This window comes from Streptomyces sp. NPDC056452 (assembly GCF_042796085.1).
Taxonomy (GTDB): Bacteria; Actinomycetota; Actinomycetes; order Streptomycetales; family Streptomycetaceae; genus Streptomyces.
On the sequence record NZ_JBHTRI010000001.1, the window covers coordinates 487,974 to 503,769 of the forward strand.

Here is a 15,796-nt window from a genome sequence, read left to right on the forward strand (position 1 = left end):
ACCCGGTGCTCAGCTCTTCAACGCCGATCGCAGTCCTGGATCCGATGCCTTCGCCCATACCTCGGGCAGTTCGCGTTCCCGGTCGGCCGCCGCGGCCTCCTCCTGCCCGTACAGCAGACCCCAGGTGAAGGCGGACTCTCCCGCCCCGTGCGCCTGGACCGCCAGCGCGCGCAACGCGTCCCGGGCGACCACGCTGTCCTGGTGCTCCCCGAGGACCGTCTGCACCGCCTTCACGCGCTTGGCGAACTTCTTCGCCGGCTTGCCCAGGGCGGGCCTGGCGGCCTCTCCCGCGTACCGCGCGCGTTTCGCGGCCTTGCGGGCCTCGTGCATGGCCAGGTCCCGGTCCTCGCCCGGGGGCAGCGCCAGGGCGTGACCGATGCGGGTGGCGAGGCGCTCGTAGTCCTTGAGCACGGCCCGGGGCAGGGTCTCCCCCGGCTCCTGTGCCGCGCCGGGCAGCAGGGGCGGGTCGGCGAGGAGGGCGTCGAGGGTCTCCAGCAGGGCCAGATACCGCTTGCCGTCGAGTACGGAGACGATCCGGCGCCGCGACCCGGCCCGCCGGGCCACGGACCACAGGCGCAGGCGGCCGCGGACGGGGCCGAGGAGGAGGGTGCGGGGCAGTGCGGCGATCCGGGCGCCGAGCCGCTCGTCGAGCACTTCCTGGTCGCGGTCGATCCCGAGCTCGGCGGCGAGCCATTTCAGTTCCTCGCCGACGGGGTCGGTGACGGTTCGGTCCAGCACCTTGCGGTAGGTCTTGAAGGCGCTGCGCAGCCGTCGGGTGGCGACCCTCATCCGGTGCACGGAGTCGGGGAGGTCGCGGCGCACGGCGGGGTCGAGCCCGATGACGGCCTCGACCTGGTCGCGTACGTAGGCGAGTACGTGGTCGCCCGCCGTGAGCGGGGCCGCCGGGCCGCTCTTCTTCTTCCGTCGCTGTTTCTTCGGGGCGGTCTCGGCCAGGGCCCTGGCCAGCTTCGACGCCGAGGCGGAGGACCGTACGCCGGCCTTGTGGAGCCGCTGCTCGACGGCGTCGAGGAAGGCGGGGTCGCCGTCGTCCGCCAGCTCGACCTCGATCTCGGTCCAGGCGGCCGTGGCGCCGTGCGCCTGGGTGGTGAGCCGTTCGGCGCGGACCGCGTCGATGCTGAGCTCGGCGAGCAGGGCGCCGTCCTCGTCGAGCAGGTGGTGGACGTCCCGGGAGGAGAGCAGCCGGACGACGGGGACCGTTTCCGCGTCCCTGACCCGGGAGCGGAGCAGCCCGGCCAGACTGTGCGGCAGGGTGTCGGCGAGCGGGGCGTGGATCTCGTCGCGGATGCCGGTGGAGACCGGGAACTTGAGGTGCCAGCCGGCGTCGTCCCCGCCCGTTCTGCGCCGCAGCGTGAGGGAGTCGGCGGCCAGTCGGAGGTCCTCGGTGTCGTAGTAGACGGCGTCGAGTTCCCTGAGGCCCCGGTGGACGACGGCCGACACCCCGGCCACGCGGGTCAGGTCGGGCAGCCGGGTTCCGGGCGTCGCTTCGTACTTACGCTCGATCTCACGCTTCGAGTCCGCCATGAACCGAATCTAGACGTGTTCCGCGCCGATGGGCAGGGGGCCCCGCGGGCGGCCGGTAACGGCTCAGGCCGTTATCGGCCTCTGCACCCTGATCGACTGGAGCAGCCCGATCGCCACCCAGACGGCGAACATCGATGATCCTCCGTACGACACGAACGGCAGCGGGAGCCCCGCCACCGGCATGATCCCGAGGGTCATTCCGATGTTCTCGAAGGACTGGAAGGCGAACCAGGCGATGATGCCGGCGGCGACGATCGTTCCGTAGAGCTCGGTCGTCTCGCGGGCGATCCGGCAGGCGCGCCACAGGACGATGCCGAGCAGGACGATGATCAGACCAGCACCGAGGAAGCCGAGCTCCTCACCCGCCACCGTGAAGACGAAGTCGGTCTGCTGTTCGGGCACGAACTGGCCCGTGGTCTGGGAGCCCTTGAAGAGCCCGGTGCCGCTGAGCCCGCCGGAGCCGATGGCGATGCGCGCCTGGTTGGTGTTGTAGCCGACGCCTGCCGGGTCCAGCGCCGGGTTGGCGAAGGCCGCGAAGCGGGCGATCTGGTAGTCGTCGAGCAGGCCGAGCTGCCAGATGGCGACGGCGCCCGTCGTCCCCGCGCCGAGGAGTCCGAAGACCCAGCGGTTGGACGCTCCGGAGGCGAGCAGGACGCCGAGCACGATGACGGCCATGACCATGACGGAGCCGAGGTCGGGCATCAGCATGACCACGGCCATCGGGACGAGCGCCAGGCCGAGGGCCTTGGCGACGGTCCGGTGGTCGGGGTGCAGCTGGTCGCCCGCGTCGACCCGGGCGGCGAGCAGCATGGCCATGCCCAGGATGATCGTGATCTTGGTGAACTCGGAGGGCTGGAGGGAGAAGCCACCGGGAAGGAGGATCCAGGCGTGCGCGCCGTTGACGGTGGCGCCCAGCGGGGTGAGGACGGCGAGGACGAGCACGACCGACAGCCCGTAGAGGACGGGCACCGCTCCCCGCAGGGTGCGGTGGCCGAGCCAGATCGTGCCGACCATCAGGGCGACACCGATGCCGGTGTTGAGGGCGTGCCGGAACAGGAAGTAGTACGGGTCGCCGTGGGTGAGCGAGTCACGGCCGCGGGTCGCCGACCAGACGAGGAGCGAGCCGATGAAGGACAGGGCGAGCGCCGACCCGAGCAGGGGCCAGTCCAGCCGCCGGACGACGGAGTCGCGTGCGGTGAGCTTGGCCCAGGAGGAACGCTCGGGGGCGTAGCGCGAAACGGAGAAACCGGCCATCAGTCCCGCCTCCACGGCACTCCGGCGAGCGCGAGTGCCTGGGTGCCCTCTTCGGCAGGGGGCTCGGGGACGTAGGGCTTGATCTTCGGCGACTCGATCTGCCCGTCCGGCTGGATCTTCGGCAGGGCCTTCTGGGGCTTGGGCAGCAGAGCCTTCTTGAGGTCCTGCTTCCCGGCGGAGTCGAGTCCGTAGAGCGCGTTGTAGATGTTGCGCACGGCGGGGCCCGAGGCGCCGGAGCCCGTACCACCCTGGGAGATCGTCATGACGATCGAGTATTCCTTGGTGTACGTGGCGAACCAGGAGGTCGTCTGCTTGCCGTAGACCTCGGCCGTGCCCGTCTTGGCGTGCATCGGGATCTTGTCCTGGGGCCAACCGCCGAATCGCCAGGCGGCGCTGCCCCGGGTCGCGACTCCCGCGAGGGCTTCGTCTATTTTGTCGCGCGTGTCGCCCTTGAAGGGCAGCTTGCCGTGCGCCTGGGGCTTGATCTCCTGGACCGTCTTGCCGTCGCCGCTGACGACGGCCTTGCCGACGGTCGGGTCGTAGAGCGTGCCGCCGTTGGAGATCGCGGAGTAGATGGTCGCCATCTGGATCGGGGTGACGAGCGTGTCGCCCTGGCCGATCGAGTAGTTGACGGAGTCACCGGCGCGCATCTTGTAGCCCTCGAGGCAGCCTTCGTACGCGATCTTCTCGACGTACGTGCCGTCCTTCTTGCCCTGCTTGCACCAGGAGGTCTTGTTGGCGTCGTAGAAGTTCTGCTTCCACTGGCGGTCGGGGACACGGCCGGGGACCTCGTTGGGGAGGTCGATGCCGGTCTCCTTGCCGAGGCCGAACTGGTGCGCGGTCTTGTAGAACCAGTCGTTGGTGTTCTTCTTCGGCTTGTTGCCGCCGTCCTTCTGCCACTCCCTGTGCGCGAGACCGTAGTAGACGGTGTCGCAGGAGACCTCCAGGGCACGGCCGAGGCTGATGCTGCCGTAGCCCTGGGACTCGAAGTTCTTGAAGACCTGGCCGCCGATGGAGTACGAGCTCGGGCACGGGTAATTGCCGTCGAACTCGTATCCGGCGTTGACCGCGGCGGTCGAGGAGATGACCTTGAAGATCGACCCGGGGGCCGCGGTTCCCTGGATGGCGCGGTTCAGCAGCGGGAAGTTGGACTTCTTGCCGGTGAGCTTCGCGTAGTCCTTGGCGGAGATGCCGCCGATCCAGGCGTTGGGGTCGTAGGTCGGCAGGGAGGCCATCGAGACGATGCGGCCCGTCTTGGCCTCCATGACGACGACGGCACCGGAGTCCGCCTTGTAGAGCTCGTTGGTGTTGCGGTCCATTTCCTTGCGGGCCGTCTCCATCGCCTTGTTGAGCTCGTACTCGGCGACGGCCTGGACCCGGGCGTCGATGGAGGTGACGACGCTGGCGCCGGGCTCGGCCTCGTCGTTCTGCGCCTGGCCGATGACACGGCCGAGGTTGTCGACCTCGTAGCGGGTGACGCCGGCCTTGCCGCGCAGCTCCTTGTCGTACGTGCGCTCCAGGCCGGAGCGGCCGACCTGGTCGGAGCGGAGGTAGGGCGAGTCGCTGTCCTGGGCCTTGGTGACCTCTTCGTCCGTGACGGGCGAGAGGTAGCCGAGCACCTGGGCGGTGTTGGCCTTGCCGGGCGCCGCGTAACGCCGTACGGCGGTGGGTTCGGCGGTGATGCCGGGGAAGTCCTCGGCACGCTCACGGATGGTGAGGGCCTGCTGGGTGGTGGCCTCGTCGGTGACCGGGATCGGCTGGTAGGGCGAGCCGTTCCAGCAGGGCTGCGGGGTCTTGGCGTCGCAGAGCCGGACCTTGTCCCGGACGTCCTTGGGCTTCATGTCCAGGACGCCGGCGAGCCGGGTGAGGACACCGACGCCGTCGTCCTTCATCTTCATCAGCTCGGTGCGGCTGGCGGAGACGACGAGGCGGGTCTCGTTGTCGGCGAGGGGTACGCCGCGGGCGTCGAGGATGGCGCCGCGGACGGCGGGCTGGACGACCTGCTGGACGTGGTTGTTCTTGGCTTCGTCGGTGTACTCCTGGCCGTTGCGGATCTGGAGGTACCAGAGCCGGCCGCCGAGCGTCAGGAGCAGGGAGAACACGAGGACCTGGATGACGACGAGACGGATCTGGACCCGCTGGGTCCGGCCCGTCTCCGGGATGTTGCTCACAGTCGCTTGACCCCCTTGATCCTTCCTGCGCGTGCGGCGCGGTTACGGGCGGCCTTGACGCGCAGTCCGCCCCGCTGGCTGCCGATCCGCAGCCCGGTGCCCGAGGCCAGCCAGCCGGCGGCGACATCGCCGCCGCCGGAACTGTCGGCGATCGGATCGTTCTCGGTGCGTCTGGCGAGCGCCATGATCAGCGGAACGGTGAACGGCGCGAGGAGCAGGTCGTACACGGCGGCGGTGAACAGCAGGCTGCCCAGCCCCACATGGCGGGCCGCCGTGTCGTCGACGAGGGCGCCGACACCGGCGTACAGCAGGGTCGACCCGATCGCCGCGGCGACGACGACGGCCATCGGGGCGAAGGCCGACTTGAGCTGGCCGTTCTCGGGGCGGACCAGACCGGCGAGGTATCCGATGACGCAGAGCACCAGGGCGTAGCGCCCCGCGGCATGGTCCGCGGGCGGCGCCAGGTCGGCGAGGAGGCCCGCGCCGAAGCCGATGAGCGCGCCGCTGACGTGCCCGTACACGAAGGCGAGACCGAGCACGACGAGCAGCAGCAGGTCGGGGGTGGCGCCGGGGAGCTGGAGGCGGGCGAGTACGGAGACCTGGACGACGAGGGCGACCACGACCAGGGTGACGGAGAGCAGAGTCCGGTTGAAGCGCATGGGGATCAGCTCTATTCCTGCTCGTCGGCCGCGTTGTCGGCGTTGCCGGTCGCATTCGGGTCGGCGTTGCCGGTCGCGTTCGCGTCGGCGTTCCCGGAGGCGTCCGCGTCGGGCTTCTCGTGGATGTTCCCGACGACCTTGCCGCTGCCGTCGACCAGGTCGCCGTTCGGCTGGACCGTGACGGTGACGGTCGGGGTGGGCTTCGGCTTCTCCGGCTTCTTGGGCTGCTTCGGCAGCACCATGTCGCGGGGGTCCTCACGGGGTGCCTGGACGACGATGCCGACGATGTCGAGCTTGGTGAAGCCGACGTACGGGCGGACGTAGACGGTCCTGGTCAGGTCGCCGCCCGACGGGTCGACGCGGACCACTTCGCCGACCGGGACGCCGGGGACGAAGGGCTTGTCCTTGCTGGATCCGAAGGTGACCAGCCGGTCGCCCTTCTTCACCTTCGCCTTGCCGTTGAGGAACTGGACCGACAGCGGCCGGGATCCCTGTCCGGTGGCGAAGCCGAGCTCGTCGGTCTTCTCCATCCGGGTGCCGACGGTGAAGTCGGGGTCGTTGGCCAGCAGGACGGTCGCGGTGTTCGGACCGACGGTGGTGACGCGGCCGACGAGCCCCTCACCGTTGAGTACGGTCATGTCGCGCTTGAGGCCGTCGTTGGCCCCCGCGTCGATGGTGATCGTCCAGGAGAAGCCCTGGGCCGCTCCTATGGCGATGACCTCGGCGCCCTTGATGCCGTACTGGCCGGCCCCTGCGGCCTTGAGCATGCTGTCGAGCTGGCGGACCTTGCTGCTGTTGCGGTCGTCGCTGCCCAGTTTCGCCTTCAGTGCGGCGTTCTCCTGCTCCAGGGCCGCGATCCGGTCGTGCCTCTCACCGGAGTCCCGTACGGCGCCTATGGCGTTGCCCACCGGGTCCACCGCCGCTGCTACGCCGTTCTCGACCGGTCCGAAGACCGTGGCGGCGGCCTGCCGGGCGCCGTCGACCGGCGACTCCTCGCCACCGCGGATGTCCACCGTGATCAAAGCGAACGCGATGGCGATCAGCAGCACCAGGAGCAGCCGGCTCTCTCGTGTGTCCCTCACGTGCGGCGGCCGTGCCTTCCTCGTCGGAATATTGGTGCCTGTATATCAACGTTCCGCCGTACGGGAGCGGCAGCACCCGTACGGCGGAACGTCGGGTTCTACCGTCGGGGCTGGGCGTCCAGCACCTGCTGGAGCGCCTCGAACTCCTCGACGCACTTGCCGGATCCGAGTGCCACCGAGTCCAGCGGGTCCTCGGCGATGTGGATCGGCATGCCCGTCTCGTGGCGCAGCCGCTCGTCGAGGCCGCGCAGGAGCGCGCCGCCGCCGGTGAGGACGATGCCGCGGTCCATGACATCGCCGGAGAGCTCCGGCGGGCACTTGTCGAGCGTCGTCTTCACGGCGTCGACGATCGCGTTGACCGGCTCCTCGATGGCCTTGCGGACCTCCGTGGCGGAGATGACCACGGTCTTGGGCAGCCCCGAGACCAGGTCGCGCCCACGGATCTCCGTGTGCTCCTCCTTCTCGAGGTCGAACGCCGAGCCGATCGTGATCTTGATCTGTTCGGCGGTGCGCTCACCGAGGAGGAGCGAGTACTCCTTCTTGATGTGCTGGATGATCGCGTTGTCCAGCTCGTCTCCGGCGACCCGGATCGACTGGGCAGTGACGATTCCGCCGAGCGAGATCACCGCGACCTCGGTGGTGCCGCCACCGATGTCGACGACCATGTTGCCGGTGGCCTCGTGGACCGGCAGGCCGGAGCCGATGGCCGCGGCCATGGGCTCTTCGATGATGTGCACCTGGCGGGCGCCGGCCTGCGTGGACGCCTCGATGACGGCGCGTCGCTCGACCCCTGTGATACCGGAGGGCACACAGACGACGACCCGCGGGCGGGCCAGGTAGCGGCGCTTGTGGATCTTGAGGATGAAGTAGCGGAGCATGCGCTCCGTGATCTCGAAGTCGGCGATCACGCCGTCCTTCAGAGGCCGTACGGCAACGATGTTGCCCGGCGTACGGCCGATCATCTTCTTGGCCTCGGAGCCGACCGCCAGGATGCCGCCGGTGTTGGTGTTGATGGCCACGACGCTCGGCTCGTTCAGGACGATGCCGCGCCCCCTGACGTACACCAGCGTGTTGGCAGTCCCGAGGTCGATAGCCATGTCACGGCCGATGAACGACATTGAGTTCCCCTTGTTCCCCATGAGGATGCGTCGGGCCTTCCCAAGAAGCGAAGAATGGCTTGTTTTAGGTAGGCGAGGGTTGGCGCTGCGGGCGTGGAAGCTTCCATCGTAGTGCCGTGAGCACGGACACAGCGCGAGGGTCCTTCGCCATTGTGAGCGGAACGGCTGCCCGTCCCACCCATGGTGACGTTACGTCGGAGGGATGCGTTCCCGCGATCCGGGACCCTATGCCGAGGGGCGACCGAATTACTTCGGTCGCCCCAGGTCATGAGCGCTGTTTGGCCGAGCCGAAGTCAGGAAAGTCCGGGAAAGAAAAGCTTCAGTTCTCGCTCTGCGGACTCCTCGGAGTCCGAGGCGTGGATGAGGTTCTCCCGGGTGACCGTCCCGAAGTCGCCACGGATCGATCCGGGCGCGGCGGCGATCGGGTCGGTGGGTCCGGCCAGGGCGCGAACACCCTCGATGATCCGCTCGCCCTCGGCCACGAGAGCGACGACGGGGCCGGAGGCCATGAACTCGACGAGCGGCTCGTAGAACGGGCGGCCCTTGTGCTCTCCGTAGTGCTGCTCCAGGGTCTCCTGGTCGAGCGTGCGCAGCTCCAGCGCGGTGATCGTCCAGCCGGCCTTGCGTTCGATGCGGCCGACGATCTCGCCGATCAGCCCACGCCGTACGGCATCCGGCTTGAGAAGGACGAGGGTGCGCTGAGTCATGTGCGGCTCCTTGCAGACTGCGGGGTGCGGTGAGGCGAGATTACAGGGGCACGGGAACGGGCCGACGGCCGGGCTTACGCTGCGTCATCTTCAGGCCGGAGCCTCTGTGCCCTCCTGGGCCTCGGCCTGCGCAGCCCACCGCGCCTTCGCCTCGTCGATCTTGCGGCCGTAGTGCACCGAGGCCCACCACAGCGCCCCGAAGACCAGGCCGAGGATGAACATCATCGGAACGACGAAGCCGCTCAGGACCAGGACGATCTGCAGCGCCCAGCCGAGCTGTATCCCGCCGGGACGGGTGATCACACCGCAGAGCAGGACGGACAGCAGCATGCCGATGCCGCAGACCGTCCAGACCGTGGCCATGGACATGTCCTCGGACTTCATCGCGACGAGTCCGGCGAAGCCGATCACGAAGAACTCGCCGATCAGCGTCGAAGCACAGAGCGTACGCACAGGTCAGCGCCTTCCCAGAAGCAGCCGGGCCTCGCCGACCGTGATCACGGAACCGGTCACCAGAACTCCGGCGCCCGCGTACTCCGCGTCCTCCTCGGCGAGGGTGATGGCGGCTTCCAGCGCGTCGTCGAGGCGGGGCTCGACCTGGACGCGCTCGTTGCCGAAGACCTCGACGGCGACCGCGGCCAGCTCGTCCGCGTCCATCGCGCGCGGGCTGGAGTTCTGGGTGACGACGACCTCGGCGAAGACCGGTTCGAAGGCTTCGAGGAGCCCCCGGACGTCCTTGCCCTCACTGGCGCCGACGACCCCGATGAGCCGGGAGAAGCTGAAGGCCTCGGAGATCCCCGCGGAGGCGGCAACGGCGCCTGCCGGATTGTGCGCGGCGTCCAGGACGACGGTCGGGCTGGACCGTACGACTTCGAGCCGTCCCGGCGAGAGCACCGCGAGGAAGGCCTTGCGGATCGCTTCGATGTCGAGGCTGCGGGCCTGCTCGGCGCCGATGCCGAAGAACGCCTCGACGGCGGCGAGCGCCACCGCGGCGTTGTGCGCCTGGTGGGCGCCGTACAGCGGGAGGAAGACGTCCTCGTACTCCCCGCCGAGGCCCCGGAGCGTCAGCAGCTGGCCGCCGACCGCGACCTCGCGGGAGACGACGCCGAACTCCATGCCCTCGCGGGCCACCGTGGCGTCCACCTCGACGGCCTTCTTCAGCATGACCTGCGCGGCGTCGACCGGCTGCTGGGACAGGATCACCGTCGCACCCTGCTTGATCACTCCGGCCTTCTCGCCGGCGATCTCCGCGGGGGTCGTGCCGAGGCGGTCGGTGTGGTCCAGCGAGATGGGGGTGACGACGGCGACCGAGGCGTCGATGACGTTGGTCGCGTCCCAGGTGCCGCCCATGCCGACCTCGACGACCGCGACGTCGACCGGCGCGTCGGCGAAGGCCGCGTAGGCCATGCCCGTCAGCACCTCGAAGAACGACAGCCGGTACTCCTGCTGGGCGTCGACCATCTCGACGTACGGCTTGATGTCCTCGTACGTCTCGATGAAGCGCTCGGCCTCGATCGGGGCGCCGTCCAGGCTGATCCGCTCGGTGATCGACTGGACGTGCGGGGAGGTGTAGCGGCCGGTGCGCAACTCGAAGGCGTTGAGCAGGGCCTCGATCATGCGGGCCGTGCTGGTCTTGCCGTTGGTCCCCGTGATGTGGATGGAGGGGTAGGCGCGCTGCGGCTCGCCGAGCACGTCCATCAGGGCCGCGATACGGGTCACCGACGGCTCGAGCTTGGTCTCGCCCCAGCGTCCGGCGAGCTCCTGCTCCACGGCGCGCAGCGCCTTGTCGATCTCGGGGTCGGTGGGGCGGGCGGGGACCACATCGCCCTGGGGCGGTCCCGACTGGGTGCGCAGCGTGCGGCTCCCGGCCTCGATCACCGCCAGGTCGGGGTCGCGCTGGGTCGCTTCGTCGACGATCTCCTCGAAGGTGTCGTCGGAGTCTGACGCGTCGTGCCGGTCTGAAGGGCGGGGCTCACTCACAGGGCCAGTCTACGGATGTGCGCCGACAACGCGCGCAGCGCCCGCTGCCCCGCCCGCCCGGGGCACGGCGAAGCCCCCGCTCCCCCGGTCGGTCGGGGGTGCGGGGGCTTCGTCCTCAGATCATCAGCTCTGCGGCAGGTTCGCCAGCTGGGCGGTGATCCGCTCGATGTCGGCCTCGGCCTTCGCGAGCCGGCCGCGGATCTTGTCGACCACGTTGTCGGGTGCCTTGCCCAGGAACGCCTCGTTGTTGAGCTTCCCGTTGGCCTGTGCCTTCTCCTTCTCGGCTGCGCCGAGGTCCTTCGTCAGGCGCTTGCGCTCGGCCTCGACGTCGATCGTGCCGGAGAGGTCCAGGGCAACCGTGGCTCCCGCGACGGGGAGGGTCGCCGTGGCGTGGAAGCCGTCGCCGGCGGGCTGCAGACGCGTGAGCTGACGCATGGCCGCCTCGTGGGGGGCGAGCGCCGTGCCCGTCAGGGAGAGCTCGGCAGGGACCTTCTGACCCGGCTGAAGACCCTGATCGTTGCGGAATCGGCGGACCTCCGTGACGACCTGCTGGACGAGTTCGATCTCCTTCTCGGCCGCGTCGTCGCGGAAACCGGAATCCGCCGGCCAGTCGGCGATGACGATCGACTCGCGTCCGGTCAGTGCGGTCCACAGCGACTCGGTGACGAAGGGGACGATCGGATGCAGAAGCCGCAGCATCACGTCGAGGACCTCGCCCAGGACCCGCCCCGAGACCTCGGCCGGACGACCGCCCGCGAAGAAGGTCGTCTTGGAGAGCTCGACGTACCAGTCGAAGACCTCGTCCCAGGCGAAGTGCCGCAGCGCCTCACTGATCTTGGCGAACTGGAAGTCGTCGTAGTACGCGTCGACGTCCGCGACCGTCTTGTTCAGCCGCGACAGGATCCAGCGGTCGGTCACCGACATCTCGTCGGCGGACGGCAGTTCGCCCTCGACGGTCGCACCGTTCATCAGCGCGAAACGGGTGGCGTTCCAGATCTTGTTGGCGAACTTCGCCGAACCCTGGACCCAGTCCTCGCCGATCGGGACGTCGGTGCCCGGGTTGGCTCCGCGGGCGAGGGTGAAGCGCAGGGCGTCCGAGCCGTACTTGTCCATCCAGTCCAGCGGGTTGACCACGTTGCCGAAGGACTTCGACATCTTCTTGCCGTGCTCGTCGCGGACCATGCCGTGCAGGACGATCGTGCCGAACGGCGGGACACCGTCGTTGACGTACAACCCGAACATCATCATCCGGGCGACCCAGAAGAACAGGATGTCGTAGCCGGTGACGAGGACGGAGTTGGGGTAGAACTTCGCGAGGCTGTCGGTCTGTTCGGGCCAGCCGAGCGTGGAGAACGGCCACAGGCCGGAGGAGAACCAGGTGTCCAGGACATCGCTGTCCTGGGTCCAGCCCTCGCCGGTGGGCGCCTCGTCGTCCGGTCCGACGCAGACGACCTCGCCGTTCGGGCCGTACCAGACGGGGATGCGGTGGCCCCACCAGAGCTGGCGCGAGATGGTCCAGTCGTGGAGGTTGTCGACCCAGTCGAAGTACCGCTTCTCCATCTCCTGCGGGTGGATCTTGACCTGGCCGTCGCGGACGGCGTCACCGGCCGCCTTGGCGAGCGGGGCGACCTTGACCCACCACTGGAGGGAGAGGCGCGGCTCGATGGTGGTCTTGCAGCGCGAGCAGTGGCCGACGGAGTGGACGTACGGCCGCTTCTCGGCGACGATCCGGCCCTCGGCGCGCAGGGCGGCGACGATGGCGGAGCGGGCCTCCAGCCGGTCCAGTCCCTGGAAGGGACCGGGGACGGTGATGACGGCGCGCTCGTCCAGGACGGTCAGGAACGGCAGGTCGTGGCGCTTGCCGATCTCGAAGTCGTTCGGGTCGTGCGCCGGGGTCACCTTGACGGCGCCGGTGCCGAACTCGGGGTCGACGTGGTGGTCGGCGACGACCGGGATCGTGCGGTCGGTCAGCGGCAGCCTGATCTGCTTGCCGACCAGGTGCTTGTAGCGCTCGTCGTCGGGGTGGACGGCGACTGCGGTGTCACCGAGCATCGTCTCGGCGCGGGTGGTGGCGACGACGATGGTCTCGTCGCCCTCGCCGTACTGCATGGAGACGAGCTCGCCGTCGTCCTCCTGGTACTCGACCTCGATGTCCGAGATCGCGGTGAGGCAGCGCGGGCACCAGTTGATGATGCGCTCGGCGCGGTAGATCAGCCCGTCGTCGTACATCTGCTTGAAGACGGTCTGGACGGCCTTGGACAGGCCCTCGTCCATGGTGAAGCGCTCACGGGACCAGGCGACGCCCTCGCCGAGACGGCGCATCTGTCCGGAGATCTGGCCGCCGGACTCGTTCTTCCACTGCCAGACGCGCTCGACGAAGGCCTCGCGGCCCAGGTCGTGGCGGGACTTGCCCTCCTTGCCGAGCTCGCGCTCGACGACGTTCTGGGTGGCGATGCCGGCGTGGTCCATGCCCGGCTGGTACAGCGCCTCGAAGCCCTGCATCCGCTTACGTCGGACCAGGGCGTCGATCAGTGTGTGCTCGAAGGCGTGTCCCAGGTGGAGGGACCCGGTGACGTTCGGCGGCGGGATGACGATGCTGTAGGGCGGCTTGTCGCTGTGCTCGTCAACTTCGAAATACCCGCGCTCTACCCAGCGCTCGTACAGCATCCCCTCCACCTCGGCCGGCGCGTACTGGGTCGGCAGTTCGGGGTTGCTGACTGGCTGCTGCGTTGCGTTCTCGGTCACGCACGACAGTTTAGGGCCGTCACAGTCGTGCACTGAAACGGGATAGTTCAGTAACGGTGTGCTGCCCGGTGCCCCATGCCACCGCCCCATCCGCCAGGATGTTCGGAACGCATAAGCATTCTGGAGGGGACAGCCCAATGAGCTACAACCAGCCGGGCCCGTACGGTGGGCAGCCGCCGCAGGGCCAGCCCGGACCGTACGGCCAGCAGCCGGGCCCGTACGGCGGCCAGCCGCCGCAGGGCCCGCCGCAGGGCCCGCCGCAGGGCCAGCCCGGTTACGGCTACCCGCAGCAGGCCCCCCAGGGCGTCCCGGCGCAGCAGCCCCCGCAGGGTTACGGCTACCCGCAGGCCCAGCAGCCGGGCCCGTACGGCCAGCAGCCGCCCACGCCCCCGTACGGCGGCCAGCAGGCGTACCCCGGCGGTCCTCCGCAGCCGGGCGCCCCGAAGAAGAAGACCGGCCTGATCATCGGCGCGGCCGTTGTGGCGCTGGCGGTTGTCGCGGGCGGGGTGTACTTCCTCACGTCGGGCGGCTCCAGCAACAGCGATGTCGCGGACTCCACCAAGGGCTACAAGCTGACGCCGGCCGCCTCGGTGGACGACTACAAGCAGGACACCGGCGAGGCGACCCCCTCGAAGCCCGTGACGGGCAAGGACAAGGCCGAGGCCGAAGCCATGGGGATCAAGAACGCCAACCAGGTGAGTGCCCAGTACGTGAGCGGCGGCAAGGAGAACCCGCTCACCATGAAGTCACTCATGCTCATGGGTTTCTGGGGCGAGGTCACCGACCCGGCGGCCGTGGTGGACAACGCCTTCAAGAACGCCGAGCTGGAGATGGCGAAGGGCGAGGACAACGAGAACGTCTCGCTCGTCGGCAGCCCCGAGGCCGTCAAGCCCGAGGGCTTCGAGGGCGCGCTGATGAAGTGCCAGAGCCTCAAGACGATCAACGAAGAGGCCGACGGCTCGGTTGAGAAGGGCCCGAAGGAAATCACGACGCCCGTGTGCGTGTGGACCGACTACAGCACGGTCGGCATCGTCGTCGGCATCGACGTCGGCGCGATGATGACCAACAAGTCCATGCCACAGGCGGACGTGGCGGCCCTCGCCGCCAAGCTCTACAACACCTCGCGCACCAAGATCTGACCCTCGACGCCGAAGGGGCGCCCGGCCAGTGGCCGGGCGCCCCTTCGACGTACGTATCGCTACCGCTGCCGCTACGCGGACTTCTCGTGGCGGCCGCCGTCGTCGTTCTTGCCGATCGTGCGCGGCTCGCGCGGGACCAGTGTCGGGTTGACGTTGTTGCGGACGACGTCCGGGGTGATGACCACGCGGGCCACGTCCTTGCGGGACGGGACCTCGTACATCACGGACTGGAGGACTTCCTCCATGATCGCGCGCAGACCGCGCGCGCCCGTCTGGCGCAGGATCGCCTGGTCGGCGATGGCCTCCAGCGCCTCGCGCTCGAATTCCAGCTCCACACCGTCGAGTTCGAACAGCCTTTGGTACTGCTTCACCAGGGCGTTACGCGGCTCGACCAGGATCTGCAGCAGCGCCTCGCGGTCCAGGTTGTGGACCGAGGTCAGTACGGGAAGGCGGCCGATGAACTCGGGGATCATCCCGAACTTCACCAGGTCCTCCGGCATGACCTCCTGGAACTGGTCGCTCGCCTGGATCTCCAGCTTCGAGCGGATCGTCGCGCCGAAGCCGATGCCCTTGGCGCCGGCCCGCGACTCGATGATCTTCTCCAGCCCGGAGAAGGCACCGCCCACGATGAACAGCACGTTCGTCGTGTCGATCTGGATGAACTCCTGGTGCGGGTGCTTCCGGCCGCCCTGTGGCGGTACGGAGGCCGTGGTGCCCTCCAGGATCTTCAGCAGGGCCTGCTGGACTCCCTCGCCGGAGACATCGCGGGTGATCGACGGGTTCTCGCTCTTGCGGGCGACCTTGTCGATCTCGTCGATGTAGATGATCCCGGTCTCGGCCTTCTTGACGTCGTAGTCCGCGGCCTGGATCAGCTTCAGCAGGATGTTCTCGACGTCCTCGCCGACGTAGCCGGCCTCCGTCAGCGCCGTCGCGTCGGCGATGGCGAACGGGACGTTGAGCATGCGGGCCAGCGTCTGCGCGAGGAGCGTCTTGCCCGAGCCCGTGGGGCCCAGCAGCAGGATGTTGGACTTGGCGAGCTCGATCGCGTCGTCACGATTCGCGCCGCCGCCGTTCTCACCGGCCTGGACCCGCTTGTAGTGGTTGTACACCGCGACCGAGAGGGCCTTCTTCGCGGGCTCCTGCCCGACGACGTACCCCTCGAGGAACTCGTAGATCTCGCGCGGCTTGGGGAGCTCCTCCCACCGCACCTCGGAGGTCTCCGCGAGCTCCTCCTCGATGATCTCGTTGCAGAGATCGATGCACTCGTCGCAGATGTACACACCGGGTCCTGCGATGAGCTTCTTCACCTGCTTCTGGCTCTTTCCGCAGAACGAGCACTTGAGCAGGTCGCCGCCATCACCGATGCGTGCCACGAGGTGCTTCCCCTTCGCCTGGGAGC

The 15,796-nt window shown here is 68.9% G+C and carries 12 protein-coding genes; 1 reads left to right on the forward strand and 11 read right to left on the reverse strand.

Annotated features, from left to right (window positions below; genetic code table 11):
* Positions 1-9: 9 nt before the first annotated feature.
* The 10 genes from ACFQ6X_RS02195 to ACFQ6X_RS02240 form a co-directional block, all read right to left on the reverse strand.
* On the reverse strand, positions 10-1,542 hold the full coding sequence (locus ACFQ6X_RS02195) for a CHAD domain-containing protein (RefSeq protein WP_383174510.1): 1,533 nt from the start codon (positions 1,540-1,542) through the stop codon (positions 10-12).
* 63 nt (positions 1,543-1,605) lie between these two features.
* The gene (rodA, locus tag ACFQ6X_RS02200) at positions 1,606-2,796 is read right to left on the reverse strand and encodes a rod shape-determining protein RodA (RefSeq protein WP_383174513.1); all 1,191 of its coding nucleotides are present in this window, start codon (positions 2,794-2,796) and stop codon (positions 1,606-1,608) included.
* A complete protein-coding gene (gene mrdA, locus ACFQ6X_RS02205) occupies positions 2,796-4,967 on the reverse strand; it encodes a penicillin-binding protein 2 (protein ID WP_383174516.1) in 2,172 nt (723 codons plus the stop codon). The genes rodA and mrdA overlap by 1 nt, the downstream gene beginning before the upstream one ends.
* A complete protein-coding gene (gene mreD / locus ACFQ6X_RS02210) occupies positions 4,964-5,626 on the reverse strand; it encodes a rod shape-determining protein MreD (protein ID WP_329211107.1) in 663 nt (220 codons plus the stop codon). The genes mrdA and mreD overlap by 4 nt, the downstream gene beginning before the upstream one ends.
* Before the next feature lie 11 nt (positions 5,627-5,637).
* A complete protein-coding gene (gene mreC / locus ACFQ6X_RS02215) occupies positions 5,638-6,708 on the reverse strand; it encodes a rod shape-determining protein MreC (protein WP_383174519.1) in 1,071 nt (356 codons plus the stop codon).
* A 98-nt stretch (positions 6,709-6,806) separates the two neighbouring features.
* Positions 6,807-7,826 (reverse strand): rod shape-determining protein, encoded by a 1,020-nt coding sequence (locus ACFQ6X_RS02220; protein ID WP_329211103.1) that lies wholly within the window; start codon positions 7,824-7,826, stop codon positions 6,807-6,809.
* Between the two features lie 293 nt (positions 7,827-8,119).
* On the reverse strand, positions 8,120-8,533 hold the full coding sequence (gene ndk / locus ACFQ6X_RS02225) for a nucleoside-diphosphate kinase (RefSeq protein ID WP_329211101.1): 414 nt from the start codon (positions 8,531-8,533) through the stop codon (positions 8,120-8,122).
* A 90-nt stretch (positions 8,534-8,623) separates the two neighbouring features.
* Positions 8,624-8,986, reverse strand: coding sequence for a DUF4233 domain-containing protein (locus ACFQ6X_RS02230; protein ID WP_383174523.1), 363 nt, complete (start codon positions 8,984-8,986; stop codon positions 8,624-8,626).
* A gap of 3 nt (positions 8,987-8,989) precedes the next feature.
* Positions 8,990-10,513 (reverse strand): bifunctional folylpolyglutamate synthase/dihydrofolate synthase, encoded by a 1,524-nt coding sequence (locus ACFQ6X_RS02235; RefSeq protein WP_383174526.1) that lies wholly within the window; start codon positions 10,511-10,513, stop codon positions 8,990-8,992.
* 123 nt (positions 10,514-10,636) lie between these two features.
* Positions 10,637-13,258 carry a valine--tRNA ligase gene (locus ACFQ6X_RS02240; protein ID WP_383174529.1) on the reverse strand — a complete coding sequence of 874 codons (2,622 nt, stop codon included), beginning with the start codon at positions 13,256-13,258 and terminating at the stop codon, positions 10,637-10,639.
* 137 nt (positions 13,259-13,395) lie between these two features.
* On the opposite strand from ACFQ6X_RS02240, the gene ACFQ6X_RS02245 reads away from it, so the two are divergent.
* Positions 13,396-14,397 (forward strand): hypothetical protein, encoded by a 1,002-nt coding sequence (locus ACFQ6X_RS02245; protein ID WP_383174532.1) that lies wholly within the window; start codon positions 13,396-13,398, stop codon positions 14,395-14,397.
* A gap of 71 nt (positions 14,398-14,468) precedes the next feature.
* On the opposite strand, the gene clpX is transcribed toward ACFQ6X_RS02245, so the two are convergent.
* Positions 14,469-15,770 carry an ATP-dependent Clp protease ATP-binding subunit ClpX gene (gene clpX / locus ACFQ6X_RS02250; RefSeq protein WP_383174535.1) on the reverse strand — a complete coding sequence of 434 codons (1,302 nt, stop codon included), beginning with the start codon at positions 15,768-15,770 and terminating at the stop codon, positions 14,469-14,471.
* Positions 15,771-15,796: the final 26 nt, after the last annotated feature.

Coding starts and splice junctions, on each gene's coding strand:
- ACFQ6X_RS02195 (WP_383174510.1), bottom strand. CDS start 1,542: ATGGCGGACTCGAAGCGTGAGATCGAGCGTAAGTACGAAGCGACGCCC.
- rodA (WP_383174513.1), bottom strand. CDS start 2,796: ATGGCCGGTTTCTCCGTTTCGCGCTACGCCCCCGAGCGTTCCTCCTGG.
- mreD (WP_329211107.1), bottom strand. CDS start 5,626: ATGCGCTTCAACCGGACTCTGCTCTCCGTCACCCTGGTCGTGGTCGCC.
- ACFQ6X_RS02220 (WP_329211103.1), bottom strand. CDS start 7,826: ATGTCGTTCATCGGCCGTGACATGGCTATCGACCTCGGGACTGCCAAC.
- ndk (WP_329211101.1), bottom strand. CDS start 8,533: ATGACTCAGCGCACCCTCGTCCTTCTCAAGCCGGATGCCGTACGGCGT.
- ACFQ6X_RS02245 (WP_383174532.1), top strand. CDS start 13,396: ATGAGCTACAACCAGCCGGGCCCGTACGGTGGGCAGCCGCCGCAGGGC.